Source organism: Chryseobacterium sp. IT-36CA2 (genome assembly GCF_949767875.1).
Taxonomy (GTDB): Bacteria; Bacteroidota; Bacteroidia; order Flavobacteriales; family Weeksellaceae; genus Chryseobacterium.
Map to the genome: position 1 here is coordinate 250,417 of NZ_CATKPG010000020.1, position 19,527 is coordinate 269,943.

The window sequence follows — 19,527 nt, forward strand, 5'->3', positions numbered from 1 at the left end:
TGACATAAGAGCTATTCTTAAAGCTATAATGACTTCCATCTTCCTTACTTCAAATAAATCTTTTTGGCAAGCTGACCAACTTGTCTAAGCTTTTCCTGAGTGTTTTCAGTCCATGGAAGGCCTATGCAAAGTCTCATGCAGTTTTCAAACTGATCCTGAAAGGTAAACATTCTTCCGGGAGCAATACTGATATTTTGTTTGATGGCGAGATCATATAATTCTGTGGTTCTTATCTTTTTATCAAATTCTACCCATAAAGACAGCCCTCCCTGCGGACGACTGGTTTTGGTTCCTTCCGGAAAAGATTCAGCAATCGTCTGAACATAATTCTGATAATTGAACTGTAATGTTCTGCGAAGCTGCTGCAGATGTTTTTCATATTTTCCTGACTTCAAAAAGTTGGCTACAGCTTCATTAACAATCGAAATGGAAGAAGTGGAATGCAGAAGTTTAAGCTTAAGAATTTTATCTTTATATTTTCCCGGTGCAATCCAGCCTACACGATAACCCGGAGCTAATGTTTTTGAAATAGAGCTACAATATAGTACGTTTTCGTCTTTATCGAAAGATTTACAGCATTTTGGACGGCTGGAACCAAAATAAAGGTCTCCGTAGACATCATCTTCTATCAGCGGAATATTATTTTCAGAAAGTATTTTTACAATTTCCTTTTTATTTTCATCAGGCATACAGCTTCCCAACGGTGAATTGAAGTTGGGAATGAGCAGGCAGATATCTATTTTGGGAATTACTTTTTTAAGAGCATCAATTTCTATTCCGGTAGTAGGATGGGTAGGAAGTTCCAATACTTTTAAACCTAATCCATTAGCGAGTTGCAGAATTCCGGGATAGCAAGGACTTTCGATTGCAATCGTATCCCCAGGTTTTCCTAAAGCCATTAAGCAGAAAGAAAGAGCGTTCATTCCGCCATTCATCGTAATCAAATCGTTTTCGCTCAAGTTTCCTCCCCATTGCAGAGAACGTATGGCAATCATTCTTCTGAGTTTCAGATTTCCCTGAAGTTCTTCATATTCTGTACCTCCTTCTTTTAATTCTCTGATAGCATTTACAATTTCTTTCTTCAGCTTGGCCTGAGGCAAAAGATCTCCAGACGGAATCCCGATAGAGAAAAAAGTAAGATCCTTTTTACCCATATTTTCATATACTTTACTTATCAGCTCATCCGGTTCATCATTATTGGCGATCAATGACGGACGACTTACCTCCGGCAAAGGAAGTTTTGCGGACAGCAACTGGCTTACAAAATAACCAGATTGGGGTTTTGATTCTACTAAAGACTGGGATTCCAGTTCCAGGAAAACACGCTTGGCTGTATTCATGCTCACCTGATGTTCATTACATAGCATTCTGATTGAAGGAAGTTTGTCTCCAGCCTTTAAAATACCGTTTCTAATCTGTCCTGCGATTCCGTCTGCAATTTCTGTATATAAAAATTCTTTACTCATATTTTTAAACTGTGCTCATGCAAATATACAAAACTGATACTGTGTTTATATAATTATCCTTTCTAATTTTGAACCATCAATTAAAAGCTTGAATAAAATGATGACAAAACAAATATCAAAAGATGAAAATATAAGCGGATGGATTAATGGCTTTATAGGAGTTGTACTATTTAGTGGTGGATTACCGGCAACAAAATTAGCAGTAATGGAAATGAGTCCTACTTTTGTAACAATAGTTCGTGCGGCCGTTGCTGGGATTTTGGCTCTTATCGTATTATGGTTGGGCAAGGAAAAACGCCCTGTCAAAAAAGATTTGATACCATTGCTTTTGGTTTCCCTTGGCTGTGTGATAGGTTTCCCGCTATTATCGGCATTAGCTCTTCAATATCTTACTTCCGCTCATTCTATAGTATTTCTTGGAATGCTTCCTTTGGCAACCGCAGTATTCGGGGTATTGCGAGGTGGTGAAAGACCTCATCCTGTATTTTGGTTTTTTTCGATTGTAGGAAGTCTTCTCGTGATTGGATATGCTGTTTCGCAAGGAATATCTGCATCTCCTATAGGTGATGTTCTGATGCTGCTTGCTATTATTTTGTGTGGTATGGGGTATGCTGAAGGCGCTAAACTTTCTAAAACATTAGGAGGCTGGCAAGTAATTTCATGGGCTCTGGTATTAGCATTGCCTATAATGATTCCTTTGTTTTTTATTTATTTCCCTAATGATATTCAGAATGTTAGTATTCAGGGATGGTCTGGATTAGCTTATATTTCCTTATTCAGTATGTTTATTGGTTTTATCTTTTGGTATAAAGGCTTGGCGCAGGGGGGGATTGCTACTGTAGGACAGCTTCAGCTGCTTCAGCCTTTCTTTGGTTTGGCATTAGCGGCGTTACTTCTTCATGAGCAGGTGAGTATAGGAATGTTGGGTGTGACAGTAGGAGTGATTCTGTGTGTTGCTGGAACTAAAAAGTTTGCAAAGTAATCAACAATAGAGCATTATGATTTTGGTCATAAGAAATCGGTGTCATAATAGTCTACTTTTGGAACATCACCACAAAATATATCATTATGAAATTGATCATCCCAACCTTGCTTGTAGGAATTATTGTCCTAAGCTGCAAAAAAGAATCAAAAACAGAGAGGCCAATTACTACAGACAGTCTTATTACAGATACTATGAGAACGGATACGGTTTCCTCTGTTACACCTCTTCCCTCAGATACAATACGTACTGATACGGTTTCTTCAAAAAAAAATATGGATACTGTAAGAACTTCTAAAAATAAAACAACAAAAAAATAACAATATTTCTTGTTATTTACCTATAAAACCCGTTTTCATTGAGCGAAATGGGTTTTCTTTTCTTATTTGTTTACATCTTGCTTAAATTATGTTTTTAAAAATGTGGTATCAAAAAAATAATTTATTTGCTTTTTTGGTGATAATATTTAAACAATAAATGTAAATATGCTTAAAGTTGTTATTTTTTTTAACCTTTTTTAACGTTTGGGATAATCATTAAGGTGTGATTTTTGCATGTATATTAAAGTCAGTTCCCAATGATATTTTTACTAAGACTAAGAAGAAGAGAAGAAGAAAACAACGCCAAAAAACAACTATTATGGTTATCAACGAAAACATTTTGATTTCAGCGGGAGCAGAAACGAGACATTATACCCCTTCAGAAACTTTATTTTCAGAAGGAGATATTCCTAATTATTATTACCAGATCATTACAGGAGAGGTGAAACTCAATAATTATAATGAGGAAGGAAAAGAATTCATTCAAAACATCTTATCTGATGGTGAAAGCTGTGGAGAATCTATTCTTTTCATAGATAAGCCTTATCCTATGAATGCTGAAGCTATTACAGAATGCAGTGTTCTAAAACTTCATAAATCCATTTTTTTCAATCTCCTGAACGAGTCTCCGGAATTATATGTGGAAGTCAACAGCTTTCTTTCCGAACGCCTTTATTATAAATTTATCATGATGCAGAATCTCTCATCCCAAAATCCTTCCATAAGGCTTAAAGGATTGATGGATTATCTTAAAAGTTTTCAAAAGGATTTGAGCCCATATTCTTTTTTGATACCATTAACCAGGCAGCAAATGGCAAGCCTTACAGGGCTTTGCGTAGAAACTGCTATAAGAACTATTAAGCATATGGAAAGGGATAAAATTTTGAGAATTGAAAATCGTAAAATTTTATACTAAAAAAATCATTTTAGGTATATTATTTGCGTTTTTCTTTACTTAAAATCGAGTAAAGCTATGAAAACAATAAGCTGCATGAATATTGCTGAAAGTCTTCTGTACTCATTCGGAGGAGAAGAAAGGAATTATAAAAAACGTGATATCGTTTTTAAAGAAGAGGATCATGCACTTTATTATTTTCAGATTGTTGAAGGAAAAGTGAAACTCAACAATTATAATGAAGATGGCAAGGAGTTTATTCATAATATTTTGGGTAAAAAACAGAGTTTTGGAGAAGCTATGCTTTTTCTCAATCAGGATTACCCGATCAATGCAGTATGCCTTGAAGAAACACGAATTATAAGACTCCCTAAAAATAATTTCTTTGAAATGCTCAGCCAGAATCCAGATCTTTCTCTGGAAATGAATGCCTGTCTTTCTCAGGAGGTTTTTTATAAACTGAAAATGATGCAGAGTATGGCTTCTCAAAATCCGGTGCAAAGATTAAGAGCTTTATTAGATTACCTTAAAAGTTATCATGATGAAGACTGCCATCAGTGTTTTCATATTGCATTTACAAGGCAGCAGATTGCCAATCTTGTAGGGTTGCGTGTAGAAACCGTGATCAGAACTCTAAAGAAAATGGAAAAAGAAGGAATGCTGAGTTTAAAAGACCGCAAAATTTTATATTAATATGTATTAACATGACTCAGATCATAAAAAAATGAGTTATTAAGACATACATTTGATATAGAATTATTCACTACATCCTTAAGCCCTTAGTAAAAGGCACGCAAAAAGCATTTTGCTTTTATCAATCATTCTAAAATTACCGACACTCAATCATTGCCGTCTAATACTAGTCACGGACTGTAATACCCATCACTAAATATTAATATAAAAATTCAGTTATGAACACTAGAAACTCAAGAAGCAGCAGCTCAAGAGGACGTTCGCATTCGCCCGAAAATCTTGAAGAAGTTTATCAATTAGGATATGACCATGGCTTCAACGATGCCACCAAAGATGAAGATTATGACGATGATTTTTCAGAATATGAAAATTATTTTGATAATGAAAATGATGATTATGACGATGATTACGATGAAGACGATGATTATGATAATAACTACGATGAGGAAGATGATGATGATAATTATGACCGAAGAGGGCGTAATAACAGAGATTCCAGAAACAGCAACGGAAACCAGCAGAGAGACAACCAAGGAAGATTTATTTCCGATAGAGGAGGCTCACGTAGTGGAAGCTCAAACGGTAGTTCCCGTAACCGCTCAGGTTCAGGTTCCAGATCAGGAGGTCGATCTTCAAATTCGGGTTCCAACTCAGGAAGAACAAGTTCTAATTCAAGATCAGGAATCAATAGTAACAGTAATAGCTTGAGCCGTAATTCCAGTTCAGGTTCAGGCAATTCAAAAAGAGGTTTTGCAGCAATGAGCAAGGCAGACCGTACAAGAATTGCCAGAATGGGTGGACAGGCATCCCATGGAGGCGGAAGATCTTCAGGTCGTTCCGGATTCGGCGGCAGACGTAATTCATAATTCTTTTTCCCGGATTACCTCTTTAGTCATATAAAGGGGTAATCCTTTAAAAACAAAACACCATTCACACCATGCCAAATAAGATTTTAGAAACAGATAGTGCAGTTCCTGCCACCAAAAAAGGAACGGCAGACAAGTCAACTGTCAACAAAGATGAAATGAAAAGTTCATCGCTTCACAAATTCTTTGTAAGTGCTCTTAAAGATATTTACTATGCGGAAAACGCCATTCTTGGAGCATTGGAAAAAATGCAGGATTCCGCTACAACAGAAGAACTGAAAGATGCCTTTGAAGATCATCATCTTCAGACCCAAAAACACGTTAAACGTCTGGAAAAAGTATTCCAGCTCATTGACGAAAAGCCTGAAAAAAAAGAATGCAAGGCTATAAAAGGAATCATTGAAGAAGGTGAAGAAGTTATCAAATCAACAGAAGACGGCTCTGCAACAAGAGATGTTGCATTGATTATTGCTGCACAAAAAGTAGAACATTACGAAATTGCCACTTATGGCGGATTGGCTCAACTTGCCATTACCATGGGACATGATAAGGCAGCAGATCTGCTGGAAAGAACACTTCAGGAAGAAGAAAATACTGATTCGCATCTTACTGATATTGCAGAGACCTCCATCAATTTTGATGCAGAACAGGAAGAATAAAACAAAAATAATAAGCCATATAGCTTGTTCTATATGGCTTATTTCAACCATGAAATCAAAATATATGGACTGTCAGAAAATAATAAAAACATTGAGACACAAAGACTTTGTAAAAGTAGCCCACACGGGAAAGTGTTTCGAAGACGGAGCGGCAATTTATGCTAAGGAGATCAAAGAAAATATCTTTCTTTTATTTATCATCCTGAAAGATATTGATATTGAAAATATACGGGCATTAATAGCTCATTTCGACTGTTTCGGCAGCATAGGATTAAAAGAGCCGGAACAGATCATGTTTTATTTGTCTATAAAAGATAAAAATGACCTTCATTATTTTGAACAATATTTGAAAGCTTCCAATAACTAATACCATTTTTTGAATATGACATTTGAAAACGACACTTTACAAAATTCCGGATTAAATGATAAAAATAATGCGATAGAGAATGAGTCTTTATTTCCACCTATTATTAATTCTTATGGTGTGACGGCTTTTCTGATCAAGTCCTTGGAAAAAATTAAAAACAATGCAACATGTGAGGTCCTGAAAGGAGTGATAGATACTTATTTAGAAGACTATATTTTTAATATCCGTGAATTTCATTCTAAAAATACAACGGAAACTACAAATGCGGATGCTGAAATAAGATTTGAATCGCCTGCCTTCACTTTGTATGCTAAAACTGCTTATTATAAAGTTTTGAAAGAAGAAGAGTATATCAACAGGCTTCTTGAAATCCTGGGAAATAAAAAAGATTAATGTCTGCAATTCCATCATTTCAATGCTTTTAAAATTAAAATACACCAACCACAAAAAGATTATGAATATGAACACCAACGAACACAATAAGAAAGCAGAACAGCTGGACTTACACAGTACATCCAATGAAAATGAAAAGCTTACCACTAACCAAGGCTTAAAGATCAATAACAATCAGGATTCTTTAAAAGCAGGAAAGCGTGGGCCTTCATTACTGGAAGATTTTATCCTGAGAGAAAAAATCACCCATTTTGATCATGAAAGAATTCCTGAAAGAGTAGTTCATGCAAGGGGCTCTGGTGCTCATGGAGTTTTTAAGCTTAATAAAAGTCTTGCAGGATATACCAAAGCAAAATTTTTAACTGAGCTGGGAAAGGAAACTCCGGTTTTTGTAAGGTTTTCCACTGTTGCAGGAAGTAAAGGCAGTACGGATCTGGCGAGAGACGTAAGAGGGTTTGCTATAAAATTTTATACTGAAGAAGGGAATTACGATCTGGTAGCCAATAATATGCCCGTGTTTTTTATTCAGGATGCTATTAAATTTCCGGATCTTATACATGCCGTAAAACCGGAGCCCGATAATGAAATTCCGCAGGCGGCTTCCGCTCATGATACATTCTGGGACTTTATTTCGCTAATGCCTGAAAGTATGCACATGATCATGTGGGTAATGAGTGACAGAGCAATTCCGAGAAGTCTCAGAATGATGGAAGGCTTTGGAGTACATTCTTTTAAATTCATCAATGAAGAAGGAAAAGTGCATTTTGTGAAATTCCATTTTAAACCAAAATTAGGAGTACATTCTGTAGCTTGGAATGAAGCCCAGATTCTTTCAGGAATAGATTCTGATTTTCATAAAAGAGATCTCTGGGAAGCTATTGAAAATGGGGATTATCCGGAATGGGATTTCGGTGTACAGCTGATTCCGGAAGAAGATGAACACAAATTTGATTTTGATCTTCTTGACCCCACTAAACTGGTGCCCGAAGAAGAAGTTCCTGTAGAAATCGTAGGAACATTAACCCTGAACAGAAATCCAGATAATTTTTTTGCAGAAACCGAACAGATTGCTTTTCACCCGGGACACATTATTCCTGGAATTGATTTCACCAATGATCCATTGCTGCAGGGAAGATTATTTTCATATACAGATACGCAACTTTCAAGGCTGGGATCACCCAATTTCCATGAAATACCAATCAACAGATCCATCAATACTGTTCACAACAATCAGAGAGATGGTCACATGAGACAACAGATTGTCAAAGGAAAAACAAATTATGAACCCAATTCTATTGGGGGCGGATGTCCTTTCCAGGCGATGATGTCTGAAGGAGGATTTACTTCCCAGCAGGAAAGAGTTTCCGGTGAAAAAGTTAGAGAAAGAAGTAAAAGCTTTGTAGATCATTATTCACAGGCTAAACTATTTTACAATAGCCAGTCAACACCGGAAAAATTACACCTGCAGAATGCTTTAATATTTGAATTGTCCAAAGTAACTCGTCCCGAGATCAGAGAAAGAATGGTAGGGCAATTAGGTTATATTGATATGTTTCTTGCATGGAGAGTGGCTGAAAAAGTAGGCGTTGAAGTTAAAAAACTGGAGTGGCCTAATCAGAGCTTACCTGCAGACAGCAATATTGTAGAACTGCAGAGCGAAGAAAGAGAACCTAAAACAAAAATTTCCGATGCTTTGAGCATGAGACATACGGTAAAAGACACCATTAAAAGCCGGAAAGTAGGATTTATTCTAGCCAATGGAGCAGATGGTGGAGCTATCAATGATCTTAAAACAAGCCTTGAAGCAGAAGGTGCAAAAGTAGAATTGATTGCCCCAAGCCTTGCTCATGTAAGAACCAATGACGGAGCAGAACTGACCCCTAAACATACTCTGACTAATACTTCAAGTGTGTGCTTCGATGCGCTTTATATCTGTTCTGGTGTAGATTCCGTAAAAGAGCTGATGATTGCTGAAAATAAAAATCTTGTTCTTCATTTTATCAACGAAGCTTATAAACATTGTAAAGCCATTTATTTCGGGACAGATACACAGGTTCTTTATCATAATTCCAATGTCTCGGCAAAACAGCATGATGATCCGGGAATTGTTATATGGGAAGACGGAAATCCGGCAGATAAATTCATTAATGCTATAGCTAAACACAGAGTTTGGGATCTTGAAATGGAGAGAAACGCCTGATCACAATACAAGACCTTTCACACCATATTAAATATTTTTGTTATGAAAGCTGCTGTCTGATACATTCAGCAGCTTTTTGAACTTCTCTTTTTCATTTTCTCAAATTAATTTTAAACCTCATTCAAAATATAATATCATGGAATTTCAACAAAATCTTCTTGAATATATAAGCCAGTCACTAATGACCATCGACGAATCTATTTCTGTTGCAGAAAGTGTGACCTCGGGATGCTTACAACTGGCCTTTTCACAGATGCCAAATGCTTCAATGTTTTATAAAGGAGGAATAACAACCTATTCCTTATCCGAAAAAGTTAGACTTTTAAAAGTCAACAGACATGAAGCCGAAGAATGTGACTGCGTTTCCGAAAATATTGCAGAAACAATGGCAATGAACGTTGCCAGACTTTTTGAATCTGATTGGTCTATTGCTACAACTGGCTATTGTACACCCATTCGGAATTCAGGATATAAAATTTTCGCTTATTTCTCATTCTCTTATAAAGGTGAGATTATTCTGACTAAAAAACTGGAACTGCATCCAAAAACTCAGGCTTTGAATGCTCAGCTGTATTATACGGAATTCATTTTAGGATGTTTTAAAAGTGAGCTCAACAGGCTTTTAATCTTAAAATAAGAACTTCTTTAGCAGAAAGTATTAAGAAATAAACATTTGAAATGGGAAAATTAGAAAATAAATCTGTTCTGATTACCGGTGCCGACAGTGGAATTGGTAAGGCAGTGGCTCTTCTTTTTGCTTTAGAGGGAGCAGATATTGCTATTATTTACCATTCAAGCCATAATGATGCTGAAAAAACAAAAACAGAAATTGAAAATTTGAATAGAAAATGCATCATCTTTCAAGGAGATATCAATGATTATGAATTCTGTGAAAAAACAGTGAAGGACGTTATTTCAGAGCTTGGAAAAATTGATATTCTTGTCAATAACGCCGGTGTTCAGTTTCCGGCAGAAAGTATTGAGCAGCTTGAAGAAAAAAATATCAGACAAACCTTTGATTCTAATATTGTAGGAATGATTTTATTAACGAAAGTTGTATTTCCTTATCTTAAAGAAGGAGGCTCCGTCATTAATACAACATCTGTTTCTGCGTACCAGGGACATGCTGAACTGCTGGATTATTCAGCAACCAAGGGGGCTATTGTTTCTTTCACCCGTTCATTGGCACTTCAGGCAAAGGCCAAAAGAATCCGTGTCAATGCAGTGGCACCAGGACCTGTTGCAACACCTCTTACCGAAGAAACATTTGATGAAAAAGAAGAAAACCCTAAAAAACCTCCTCTGGAGAGAAATGCTACACCGGAAGAAATTGCTTTCAGTTTTTTGTTTCTGGCAGGTACTGATTCTTCACAGATGACGGGACAGGTACTTCATCCCAATGGAGGACTGATTGTAAATGGATAAAATAAAGCGGTGATACCTTGAGTATTCAATAAGTTTAACAATAAAATGCTTGGTTATGTATAGAGACGGTGCAAGAAAAAGTATATGGCAGGAAGAGATCAGAAAATTTTCTACAGAAACGGATCTCAATTCATTATTTGATGTTGCCATAGTTGGAGGCGGAATTACCGGAGTTTCAACAGCACTTAAGCTTCAGGAATCCGGAAAGAAATGTATTATTCTGGAATCTGCGAACATTGGATTTGGGACAACGGGAGGTACAACAGCTCATTTAAATGATTTCTTTGATACTACCTTTACGCAGGCTATCCGCGATTTTGGTTTAGATAATGCTAAGCTTTACGCAGAGTCCGGAAGTGATGCTATCAAAATTATTGAAGATAATATTGATAAATACAAGATCAGCTGTGATTTTACAAGAAAATCGGCTTACCTTTTTGCTTTGGATGAAAAACAGGAGGAGCAATTGAAAAGTATTGTTCAGGGGGCTGAAAACGTTGGACATACAATGAGCTATGTGAACGAAATCCCATTTCCGATTCCTTTCAAAGAAGCAGTACTTATTCCCGGACAAGGGCATTTTCATCCTATTAAATACATTAAGGGACTTTGTGAAGCCTTTATCAGGCTTGGAGGTTCCATTCAGGAAAATTGTCTTTGTAAAAGTCATGATGAGAAGGAAGACTATGTTATTTTAAAAACTTCAAAAGGAGAAATAAAAGCGCGAAATCTTGTTTACGCAACTCATATTCCACCCGGAGTAAATCTTCTGCACTTTACAAATGCGCCTTACAGAAGCTATGCTATGGCACTTACCTTAAAAAATGATAAGTATCCATGGGAACTAGGTTATGATCTTTGTGAACCTTATCATTATTACCGCATTCAGAATATTGATGGTGAAAATCTTTTGATTGCAGGTGGTGAAGATCACAAAACAGGACATGCAGACGATACCGGAGAATGTTTTTCAATTCTTGAAAGCTATGTAAGAAAATACTTTGATGTGGAAACCGTATTCTACAGCTGGTCCAGCCAATATTATGAACCTGTGGATGGGCTTCCGTACATTGGAAAACTTCCCGGAAGTAAGGAAAGAATTTTTACAGCCACAGGTTTCAGAGGAAACGGAATGATATTCGGGACACTTTCTTCACAGATACTCCATGACCTCATTATTACCGGAAAAAGTAAATATAGAGACCTCTTCAATCCTTCCAGGATCAAACCTATTGCCGGATTTTCAGATTTTGTGAAAGAAACTGCAACCGTAGCATTTGATTTTATAAAGGATAAAATTTTAACTGAGAAAATTGAATCCTTCTCAGAAATTGGAGAAGGAGAAGCAAAAGTGATTAAGTATGAATCCGAATCATATGCCCTGTACAAAGAAAATGACGGTACTTTGCATCTTCTCAGAAGCACCTGTCCGCATGCCTCATGTGAAGTCCGGTGGAATAGTGCCGAACTGAGCTGGGACTGCCCATGCCATGGATCAAGATTTAATGTTAACGGAAAAATTCTTACCGGACCCACCACAAAAAATCTGCAGAAAGTATTTCCTTATCAAAAACGTGATTCATAATCCTAAACTTTGAATCTTGAACTTTTAAACAATAAACTCCGAAATATGTCACGCCCCAGTTTCCTGTATCGCAACAGCTTAAGCATTGTTCTGTTTACTCTGATGATTATTTTTCTTGCAGGGCAGTTTTTTATGGGCTGGAAAACTGAAAACAGAGAATTGATTGATAATGGCCGCTCTGCTTTAAAAATCAGTGAATATATTCATAGCGGACATTTCATACAGGCTACTTTTGAAAACTGGGAAAGCGAGTTCCTTCAGATGATGATCTATGTTGTATTAACGATTTTTCTCAGACAAAAAGGATCCAGTGAATCAAAATCTATGACAGAGAAAGAAGATGTAGACAGGGAACCGAAAGCTCATTCCAAAGCGCCATGGCCTGTTAAAAAAGGCGGAATTTGGCTGAAACTTTATAAACATTCTTTATCTCTTGCTTTTGCAATTCTATTTCTGGTAAGTTTTGTGTTGCATTTCTATGGCAGTCTTACAGATTTTAATGATGAACAGATAATGAAAAATAAACCAGCTGTAACCGCTTTACAATATATTTCAGAATCTAGATTCTGGTTTGAATCCTTTCAGAACTGGCAGAGTGAATTCTTAGCGGTAGCTTCCCTTGTTCTTTTATCCATTTGGCTTCGCGAAAAAGGCTCCCCGGAATCAAAACCTGTAGATATGCCTCATGATGAAACACCTTAATTTTTATTCACTTTCGGCTTGGTCTGCATAATGGCAAAATAAGATGATGTGAAAGCTGGAAGACTTTGATAGCCTACTTTATAGGCTATTTCACTCAGAGTATATTGTTTAGTATCGATCAGTTCAATGCTTTTTAAAATTCTGGTCAGCTGAAGGTATTTTTGCAGGGTAATTCCTGTTTCATTTTTAAAAATTCTCTGAAGGCTTCTCACAGACATTTGTGCTTTTTCAGCTAAAGAGTCAATATCCAGATTATATTTAAAATTGGAATTGATATCATTGCACACAGGAATGAGCCTGGTATCTGCAGGTACCGGAATTTCAAGACCGCTGCTTTCTTTGCAGAAGTTGGGAAGACTTTTTAAAATGGCTTTAAAGAAGATATCCTGTTCTTCATTTTCGTCCAGAGACTGGTTCCATTTTGAAGCATACAAGAGCATTTCCTTTAATACAGGCGGAACGGCAAATACCTGAACGTTCTGATAGAATTCGTCTTCAAAAACAGATTTAAAAAGAAATACCATTAAATTCACCGTTTGTGATTCTGAAGTTATTCTGTGGGCTTTTTCCGAAGGAATCCAGATCACATGATGCTGTGGAACAAGATAAATCTTCCTGTCGATATGGAAATACTGGTAACCTTCTTCCACAAAGGTAAGCTGAGCGCGGTTATGTCTGTGTTCATAATCATCATGTTTCCAGTTTTTTTCACACCATACGTAAGCTTCCTTTTCGATGGAATCTACAAACTGACTTTCCGTTTTTTCAATCAGTCCACATTTCATGCTGTCGTTTTGTATATATATTTTGGCAAATTTAATAAAAACACCATTAGTAATTTTGTATAATCAATGTAATAATGACATTATTAGTATAAATTATAATCTATATCTTATTCAGAATGAAAAAACTATGTCTTTTTTTTGTCTTAATTTTATTATCTAATACTACCAACATCATGGCACAAAATAAAGCTAAAATATTGGTTCTTATCCATTCAGATAATGGAGGAACTTACGAACTGGCCAAGGAAATCGCCAAAGGAATTGAAAGTGAAAACAATGCAGTTTCCACCATAAAATTAGTTAAAGCATCACAAAGCCCTGCTCTGAAAAACCTTCCGGTGGCAACAGTTGATGAGCTAACAGCTTATGATGGGATTGCTTTTGGTTCTCCTGTTTATTTCGGGAATATCAGTACGGGAATGAGCGAATTTTTATCCAAAACAGTGCCGCTATGGACCAATCATGCTTTGGAAGGAGTTCCGGCCACCGTTTTTATGTCTGCAGGAAGCGGAGCAGGAAAGGAGCTTGCTCTTCAGGCCTTCTGGAACAGTCTTGCTGTTCACGGAATGGTAATGGTCTCTAATGGGATCCGTGGAACAGAAGAACTGAACAAAGCTATTCCACAGGGAAATACTGTTCTAGGAGTTACCAGTATGGCTTCTCTAAAAGATGTTGAAAGACCTACCAAAGGAGAACGAGGTATTGCTGAGCTTCAAGGTAGAAATTTTGCAAAAATAGCTTTGGCATTAAAAGATACACGACCGAAAAAAACGGCAGTTGTTGCTGAAAACCACCAGAATTTTAATGAAATATTAAAGCAAAAAAATATTATGCTTCCTCAGGTACCGAAACCTGCTGGGAATTATCAGCCTTTTGTTCGTTCCGGAAATCTGGTTTTTATCAATCAGGTTGCCTTGAAAGACGGGAAAATTTTTAATCCAGGAAAATTGGGTGTTGATGTGAATGAACAGCAGGTAAAAGACGCCACAAAAGTAACCATGCTGAATGTAATTTCTGTTTTGAATGAGGCTGTAGGAGGAGATTTAAGCAAAGTAAAACAATGTGTTCAGCTTACGGGAATTTTCAATACTAAAGATGATTATACAAAACATGCAGATCTGATGAACGTGGCTTCTGACCTTGCGGTTGAAGTCTTCGGAGAAAAAGGAAAACATGCCAGAGCTACTTTGGGAGCTTCTTCTATTCCTGTGGGATCTTCAGTAGAAATTCAGGCTGTTTTTGAAGTAGAATAAGCTTCATATTTTTTTGATTAAAACATAGATGTCTCAGATTTATACGGATGGGAAAACCATAGATACTAAACTATTATCTGGTTTGCATTCAATACCTGTATAAATTTGAGACATTTATCGTATAAAAGGATTAGAAAAATTTAGAAAAAATCTCAGCAATCAAGGGAATGCTCTGTTGCAGCTGTTCATCAGAAAGGGCTCCATAGCTTAATCTGAATCCATTCACCTGATTTTGGCTGTATTGTTTAGGGTGAATAATTTTAATATTTTTTTCTAATAACAAAGCTGTTACCACATCCCAATCCAATTGTATTTTAGGAACAATCCAAAAAGCAAGACCACCTTCAGGCAGTGTAAAATCTGCAATGTCTTTCATATGCTTTTTCAACAGTTCAAAAACGAAATCTCTTTTGTTTTTATAATGAACGGTTGCTTTTCTGATGTGTTTTTTTACCGCACCTTCTTTAATCAGCTGAAGAACTGCCTGCTCCATGATGACATCTCCATGTACATCAATAATCTTTCTCAGATCACCAATTCTTTTCAACAACTCCTGGTTTTTAGTAGCCAGATAACCAATCCTCAAAGCAGGTGCTACCACCTTACTCAATGTTCCGATATATACATAATTGTGAAGTTCAGGAAAGCTTGAAACCGGAAGAATAGGACGATATCCGAAATGAAACTCATTATCATAATCATCTTCAATAATGGTCATATTATACTGGTTTGCCAGTTCAATCAGTCTTAATCTTCTTGACAAACTCAATGTAACTGTAGTAGGGTATTGCCTGTGGGGAGTAATGTATATCGCTTTTATATTCTGATGTTGTTTTAAAAGTTTTTCAACAGCTTCAATATTGATTCCTTCCTGATCTAAAGGCACGGGCAAAAGTTGTGCTCCTGCGTATTGAAAAGCTTGCCAGGCAGGCTGATATCCGGGATCTTCAACAATAATACGGTCTCCGGAACTTAAAAGGCTCTGAGCTGTCAGAAACATCCCCATCTGGCTGCCTCGGGTAATAGAAATTTCAGTTTCATGAATATGCATTCCACGCTGATGGTTAAGCATTTGAGAAATCATTTTCCTGAATTCTATATCACCATGCTCATCTCCGTAACCCATCATCTGCCATTTTGCTTTGATGCTGAAAATTTGTCTGTAGGCTCTTGCCAGCTCTGTTACAGGAGCAATTTTACTGTCAGGATGACCATCATCGAAATTGATTAAAATTCCCTTAGGCATTACCTGCTGATGATGAGAATCATGGAGTGCATCTGCATTTTTTTCATGCAAAACAGGAAGCCTTTCAGAGACAAAAATACCTTTCCTTTCTCTGGAAATAACCCATTCTTCATTGATAAGCACCTGATATGCTTCTACAACGGTATTCCTGTTGATTTTCAAAGTCTGTGCAAGATTTCTGCTTCCGGGAAGTGCATCTCCGGTTTTTAACCTTCCTGAGCGAATATCTGTAATAATAGTATCCGCAATCTGTAGATAAACTGCTTTATCAAGCTTTTTATCAATTTCTAATTCCAATTTCCAAGGTCGTAACATCTGGACTATCTATTTATGTGAAAACTGAATCATTTAAACAGTCCAAATATAGAATAATTTTGTCATGCAATAAAGCACAAAACCATAATAATTTTAAAATCATGGATAAGAAACAATTCAGTTCTAAAGACTTCCAAGAAACTTTTGCAAGACCAAAGTATGTAAAACCGAGTCATTTGATTCATAAAAATGTAGAGAATGCTGGAGAGCACAATCAGTTTTCTACAGAAAGAAAGCACCCGGTTTTCTTTGTAGATCTTCCGAGTAAGAATGTGAGCATGACGATTGGAGGATTAACTCCCGGACAGCAAACCAACAGACACCGCCATACGTATGAGACTGTATTATTTGTCATTGAAGGAAAAGGCTGGACAGAAGTAGAAGATGAAAGAGTACACTGGGAAGCAGGTGATGCCGTATATATTCCTTCCTGGGCTTGGCACAAACATCAGAATCTAAGTGATACGGAACCTGCTAAATATATTGCCTGCGAAAATGCTCCTCAACTGCAGAATCTGGGAGTTGCCTTGAGAGAAGAAGAAGGCAGAGACCTTTAATATCAGTATTTTAAACCGTTAAGAGAGTCGTTGTATTGATATCGGATATGATTTTTTTAAACGAGGCTTAACTTAATATCTTAAGAACTTATTCTCTCTTAATGGTTTAAAAATAATCTTAAACTTTTAAACCAGCAACATATGAAAAATGTACCATTTAAAGGGATTATAGCCTATCCCATAACACCTTTTGATAACAATGAGAAAGTAGATATTCCTCTTTTCAAACATTTGGTAGAAAGGCTGATTATCTCCGGAAGCCATGGTATTGCTCCATTGGGAAGTACAGGGGTAATGCCTTATCTGTCTGATGAAGAAAAAGAAGAGGTTACAGAAGCTACTTTACAGCAGGTGAAAGGAAGAATTCCGACACTTGTAGGAGTTTCCAACCTGACAACAGAGAAAACGATTCACCATGCTCAGTTTGCGGAGAAAGCAGGAGCTGATGCCGTTATGATTATTCCCATGAGCTACTGGAAGCTTACGGATGATGAAATTGTAGCGCATTACGATGCCGTAGCAAATAAAATTTCCATTCCGATTATGGCGTACAATAATCCGGCAACAAGTGGAGTAGACATGTCTCCGGCTTTGCTGAAGAGGCTTCTTGAAATTCCTAATGTAACGATGATCAAAGAAAGTACAGGAGATATTCAGAGAATGCATTATCTGAGAAGAGAACTGGGAGAGGAAGTCGCTTTCTATAATGGTTCAAACCCTTTGGCACTCGCTGCATTTTCTGCGGGAGCAAGAGGATGGTGTACTGCAGCACCCAACCTTATTCCTGAATTGAATATCAGTCTTTACAATGCAGTAGAAGAAGGGGATCTTGAAAAAGCAAAAACGATCTTCTACCAGCAGTTTGATCTTTTAAAATTTATTGTGAACAAAGGATTACCAAGAGCCGTGAAATCCGGTCTGAATATTCTGGGTGAAGATGGCGGAAATTTGAGAAGCCCTTTAAAACCTTTACATGAAAAAGAAACAGAAGAATTAAAAAATATTATTAAAACCCTTATTAATTAGTACAATCGTATGAAAAAGTCCATTTTTTATCATGCAGGATGCCCTGTATGCATTAGCGCAGAACATGATATCGTTAGCCTTATAGGTTTAGAAAATGTTGAAATTATCCATTTGGGTAATGACAGAAACAGAATTGAAGACGCTGAAAAGGCAGGTGTAAAATCTGTGCCTGCTTTAGTAACTCCTAACGGAAATGTGCTTCATATTAATTTTGGAGCATCTATGGAAGATGTGAAAGGTTAGAGCATCATTAATCTTGTATAAACGGCTCAAAAAATTGAGCCGTTTTTTCTTGTTAGATAATTTATTGCTTATTCAGAGCTTTCTAAATGGTTGCATTTCCTTCTACACCGTCAGAATTATTGGTTTTATGTCCGGTGATTGCCGAAGCAACGAAGCTGAATAGACTTACCAGTTTTCCAGCCTTAGTATCCCAATAATAGGTTTCTTTGGGTTCTACTCGAATAATGGTAACATTAGGGTCGTCTTTTCCGTCAAACCAGGCTTTGGCCAAAGGAGACCATTTGTCTTCGATAGTGGCTTTGTCCTTATAAACAGAGGCTTCTCCATATACCGAAAGATATTGAGAATCACTATTATTCATAAAAAAAAGCTGCACTCTTCGGTCTTCTTTTATTTCAAAATTCTTATTGCTCGTTCCACTGCTGATAAACCAGAGGTTTCCGCTATCGTCAGTTTCCTGCAATGTCATTGGTCTTGAATTAATAGGAGTTGTTTCCAATTCTGTACAGAACATACATATTCGTGCTTTTTCTGACAGTTCTTTGATCTTTTTGATCGCTTCCAGGTGGGTAAGATTTTGTGTTGACATGATATAATATTTTAATGATTGGTATTCTAAAATATTCAAATACCTGACCAAAGCACGATAAAGTGTGGTACCTTAACCTTATTTCTTACATTAATAGATCTTTTTGTGTACATTTGATGGATGCAGATTTCGCCTCCTAAACATTTAGCTCCTTATATCAGGCATTATATTTTTTTGGAAAATGCCGGAGAAGATATTAGAAGTTTAAGGCTCTTTACTGATGGGAGTTCCGGACTTATTTTATCAGGAGATATGAATCTGTATTCCGGTATTTCAAAAGATCGTATGCCGCTTTCCTTTTTCTATGGTACTTTGAACGGATATAAAGATTTCTCTTCAATAGGTAAATTTTCCCTTATTGCGGTTGTATTTCAACCTTATTTTCTGAATATTCTTTTAAAAACTTCAGCTAAAGATATTCGGAATCAGATTGTTTCGGTGGAAGATGTATTGAAAAACAAACTGGAAATATTTCAAGAGAAATTATTTAATAAAGTGAATCCTTTGACCATAATCAGTGATCTCAATATCTTTTTCACCCATTTTTTATCAGAAAGAATGAGTGCAGATCACGATTTAATAGCAGCTACCCAACAATATCTGCTTCAAAGTAAAGGTTCTGTATCTTCCAAAGATTTGCAACATTTTACAGGGTATTCAGAGCGTCATTTAGAGCGAAAGTTTGAATACCATATGGGAATGTCTCCCAAAAAATATGGAAACATCATCCGCCTTCATTATTTTTTAAATCTTATGAATAAAGATGTAGATTATAAAAGTATGACCTCGCTTTCCTATGAAGCCGGATATTCTGACCAGTCTCATCTGATCAGAGAATTTAAAAATAATATCGGACTTACTCCCAAACAGTACCTGAATACAGAAAATAAAATGGCTGTTAATTTCATTGAGCTGTAAAACAAGTATGTCGGTTTTATACAATTTTTAGCAAGCAATACA

At 36.6% G+C, this 19,527-nt stretch carries 22 protein-coding genes; 18 read left to right on the forward strand and 4 right to left on the reverse strand.

The window, feature by feature from the left end; all coding sequences use genetic code 11:
• Nucleotides 1–44: 44 nt before the first annotated feature.
• Nucleotides 45–1,466 (reverse strand): PLP-dependent aminotransferase family protein, encoded by a 1,422-nt coding sequence (locus tag ACM6F9_RS08530; protein ID WP_414845314.1) that lies wholly within the window; start codon nucleotides 1,464–1,466, stop codon nucleotides 45–47.
• 97 nt (nucleotides 1,467–1,563) lie between these two features.
• Here ACM6F9_RS08530 and ACM6F9_RS08535 point away from each other — a divergent pair, with 97 nt between their 5' ends.
• The 13 genes from ACM6F9_RS08535 to ACM6F9_RS08595 all read left to right on the forward strand — a co-directional run bounded on the left by ACM6F9_RS08535 (nucleotide 1,564) and on the right by ACM6F9_RS08595 (nucleotide 12,553).
• Nucleotides 1,564–2,448, forward strand: coding sequence for a DMT family transporter (locus ACM6F9_RS08535; RefSeq protein WP_414845315.1), 885 nt, complete (start codon nucleotides 1,564–1,566; stop codon nucleotides 2,446–2,448).
• Nucleotides 2,449–2,534: 86 nt separating this feature from the next.
• Nucleotides 2,535–2,768, forward strand: a complete 234-nt coding sequence (locus tag ACM6F9_RS08540; RefSeq protein ID WP_414845316.1) for a hypothetical protein — start codon at nucleotides 2,535–2,537, stop codon at nucleotides 2,766–2,768.
• 319 nt (nucleotides 2,769–3,087) lie between these two features.
• On the forward strand, nucleotides 3,088–3,684 hold the full coding sequence (locus ACM6F9_RS08545) for a Crp/Fnr family transcriptional regulator (RefSeq protein WP_414845317.1): 597 nt from the start codon (nucleotides 3,088–3,090) through the stop codon (nucleotides 3,682–3,684).
• Nucleotides 3,685–3,741: 57 nt separating this feature from the next.
• Nucleotides 3,742–4,356 carry a Crp/Fnr family transcriptional regulator gene (locus tag ACM6F9_RS08550; protein WP_414845318.1) on the forward strand — a complete coding sequence of 205 codons (615 nt, stop codon included), beginning with the start codon at nucleotides 3,742–3,744 and terminating at the stop codon, nucleotides 4,354–4,356.
• Between the two features lie 218 nt (nucleotides 4,357–4,574).
• Nucleotides 4,575–5,222, forward strand: coding sequence for a stress-induced protein (locus tag ACM6F9_RS08555; protein ID WP_414845319.1), 648 nt, complete (start codon nucleotides 4,575–4,577; stop codon nucleotides 5,220–5,222).
• Nucleotides 5,223–5,293: 71 nt separating this feature from the next.
• Nucleotides 5,294–5,881: a ferritin-like domain-containing protein gene (locus ACM6F9_RS08560; RefSeq protein WP_414845320.1), complete on the forward strand. Its 588-nt coding sequence runs from the start codon at nucleotides 5,294–5,296 to the stop codon at nucleotides 5,879–5,881.
• Between the two features lie 64 nt (nucleotides 5,882–5,945).
• Nucleotides 5,946–6,248, forward strand: coding sequence for a hypothetical protein (locus tag ACM6F9_RS08565; protein ID WP_414845321.1), 303 nt, complete (start codon nucleotides 5,946–5,948; stop codon nucleotides 6,246–6,248).
• A gap of 15 nt (nucleotides 6,249–6,263) precedes the next feature.
• Entirely contained in the window at nucleotides 6,264–6,641 is a 378-nt protein-coding gene (locus ACM6F9_RS08570) for a hypothetical protein (RefSeq protein WP_414845322.1), read from the forward strand.
• 61 nt (nucleotides 6,642–6,702) lie between these two features.
• Nucleotides 6,703–8,841 (forward strand): catalase, encoded by a 2,139-nt coding sequence (locus tag ACM6F9_RS08575; RefSeq protein ID WP_414845855.1) that lies wholly within the window; start codon nucleotides 6,703–6,705, stop codon nucleotides 8,839–8,841.
• Between the two features lie 136 nt (nucleotides 8,842–8,977).
• A complete protein-coding gene (locus ACM6F9_RS08580; RefSeq protein WP_414845323.1) occupies nucleotides 8,978–9,478 on the forward strand; it encodes a CinA family protein in 501 nt (166 codons plus the stop codon).
• Nucleotides 9,479–9,519: 41 nt separating this feature from the next.
• Nucleotides 9,520–10,266, forward strand: coding sequence for an SDR family oxidoreductase (locus ACM6F9_RS08585; RefSeq protein WP_414845324.1), 747 nt, complete (start codon nucleotides 9,520–9,522; stop codon nucleotides 10,264–10,266).
• Nucleotides 10,267–10,321: 55 nt separating this feature from the next.
• Nucleotides 10,322–11,851 carry an FAD-dependent oxidoreductase gene (locus ACM6F9_RS08590; protein WP_414845325.1) on the forward strand — a complete coding sequence of 510 codons (1,530 nt, stop codon included), beginning with the start codon at nucleotides 10,322–10,324 and terminating at the stop codon, nucleotides 11,849–11,851.
• Nucleotides 11,852–11,896: 45 nt separating this feature from the next.
• A complete protein-coding gene (locus ACM6F9_RS08595) occupies nucleotides 11,897–12,553 on the forward strand; it encodes a DUF6766 family protein (protein ID WP_414845326.1) in 657 nt (218 codons plus the stop codon).
• Here ACM6F9_RS08595 and ACM6F9_RS08600 read toward each other — a convergent pair.
• Nucleotides 12,550–13,338, reverse strand: a complete 789-nt coding sequence (locus ACM6F9_RS08600) for an AraC family transcriptional regulator (RefSeq protein ID WP_414845327.1) — start codon at nucleotides 13,336–13,338, stop codon at nucleotides 12,550–12,552. The genes ACM6F9_RS08595 and ACM6F9_RS08600 overlap by 4 nt on opposite strands.
• A gap of 116 nt (nucleotides 13,339–13,454) precedes the next feature.
• On the opposite strand from ACM6F9_RS08600, the gene ACM6F9_RS08605 reads away from it, so the two are divergent.
• The gene (locus ACM6F9_RS08605; protein ID WP_414845328.1) at nucleotides 13,455–14,591 is read left to right on the forward strand and encodes an Atu1372/SO_1960 family protein; all 1,137 of its coding nucleotides are present in this window, start codon (nucleotides 13,455–13,457) and stop codon (nucleotides 14,589–14,591) included.
• A 130-nt stretch (nucleotides 14,592–14,721) separates the two neighbouring features.
• Here the strand turns inward: ACM6F9_RS08605 and ACM6F9_RS08610 are convergent, their stop codons facing one another.
• On the reverse strand, nucleotides 14,722–16,152 hold the full coding sequence (locus ACM6F9_RS08610; RefSeq protein ID WP_414845329.1) for a PLP-dependent aminotransferase family protein: 1,431 nt from the start codon (nucleotides 16,150–16,152) through the stop codon (nucleotides 14,722–14,724).
• 101 nt (nucleotides 16,153–16,253) lie between these two features.
• Between ACM6F9_RS08610 and ACM6F9_RS08615 the strand changes: the two genes are divergently transcribed.
• The 3 genes from ACM6F9_RS08615 (at nucleotide 16,254) to ACM6F9_RS08625 (ending at nucleotide 17,978) form a co-directional block, all read left to right on the forward strand.
• Nucleotides 16,254–16,709 (forward strand): cupin domain-containing protein, encoded by a 456-nt coding sequence (locus tag ACM6F9_RS08615; protein ID WP_414845330.1) that lies wholly within the window; start codon nucleotides 16,254–16,256, stop codon nucleotides 16,707–16,709.
• Nucleotides 16,710–16,850: 141 nt separating this feature from the next.
• Nucleotides 16,851–17,735, forward strand: coding sequence for a dihydrodipicolinate synthase family protein (locus tag ACM6F9_RS08620; RefSeq protein WP_414845331.1), 885 nt, complete (start codon nucleotides 16,851–16,853; stop codon nucleotides 17,733–17,735).
• A 9-nt stretch (nucleotides 17,736–17,744) separates the two neighbouring features.
• On the forward strand, nucleotides 17,745–17,978 hold the full coding sequence (locus tag ACM6F9_RS08625) for a thioredoxin family protein (protein ID WP_414845332.1): 234 nt from the start codon (nucleotides 17,745–17,747) through the stop codon (nucleotides 17,976–17,978).
• 82 nt (nucleotides 17,979–18,060) lie between these two features.
• Here the strand turns inward: ACM6F9_RS08625 and ACM6F9_RS08630 are convergent, their stop codons facing one another.
• Nucleotides 18,061–18,567: a pyridoxamine 5'-phosphate oxidase family protein gene (locus ACM6F9_RS08630; protein WP_414845333.1), complete on the reverse strand. Its 507-nt coding sequence runs from the start codon at nucleotides 18,565–18,567 to the stop codon at nucleotides 18,061–18,063.
• A gap of 120 nt (nucleotides 18,568–18,687) precedes the next feature.
• Between ACM6F9_RS08630 and ACM6F9_RS08635 the strand changes: the two genes are divergently transcribed.
• Nucleotides 18,688–19,485, forward strand: a complete 798-nt coding sequence (locus ACM6F9_RS08635; RefSeq protein WP_414845334.1) for an AraC family transcriptional regulator — start codon at nucleotides 18,688–18,690, stop codon at nucleotides 19,483–19,485.
• Nucleotides 19,486–19,527: the final 42 nt, after the last annotated feature.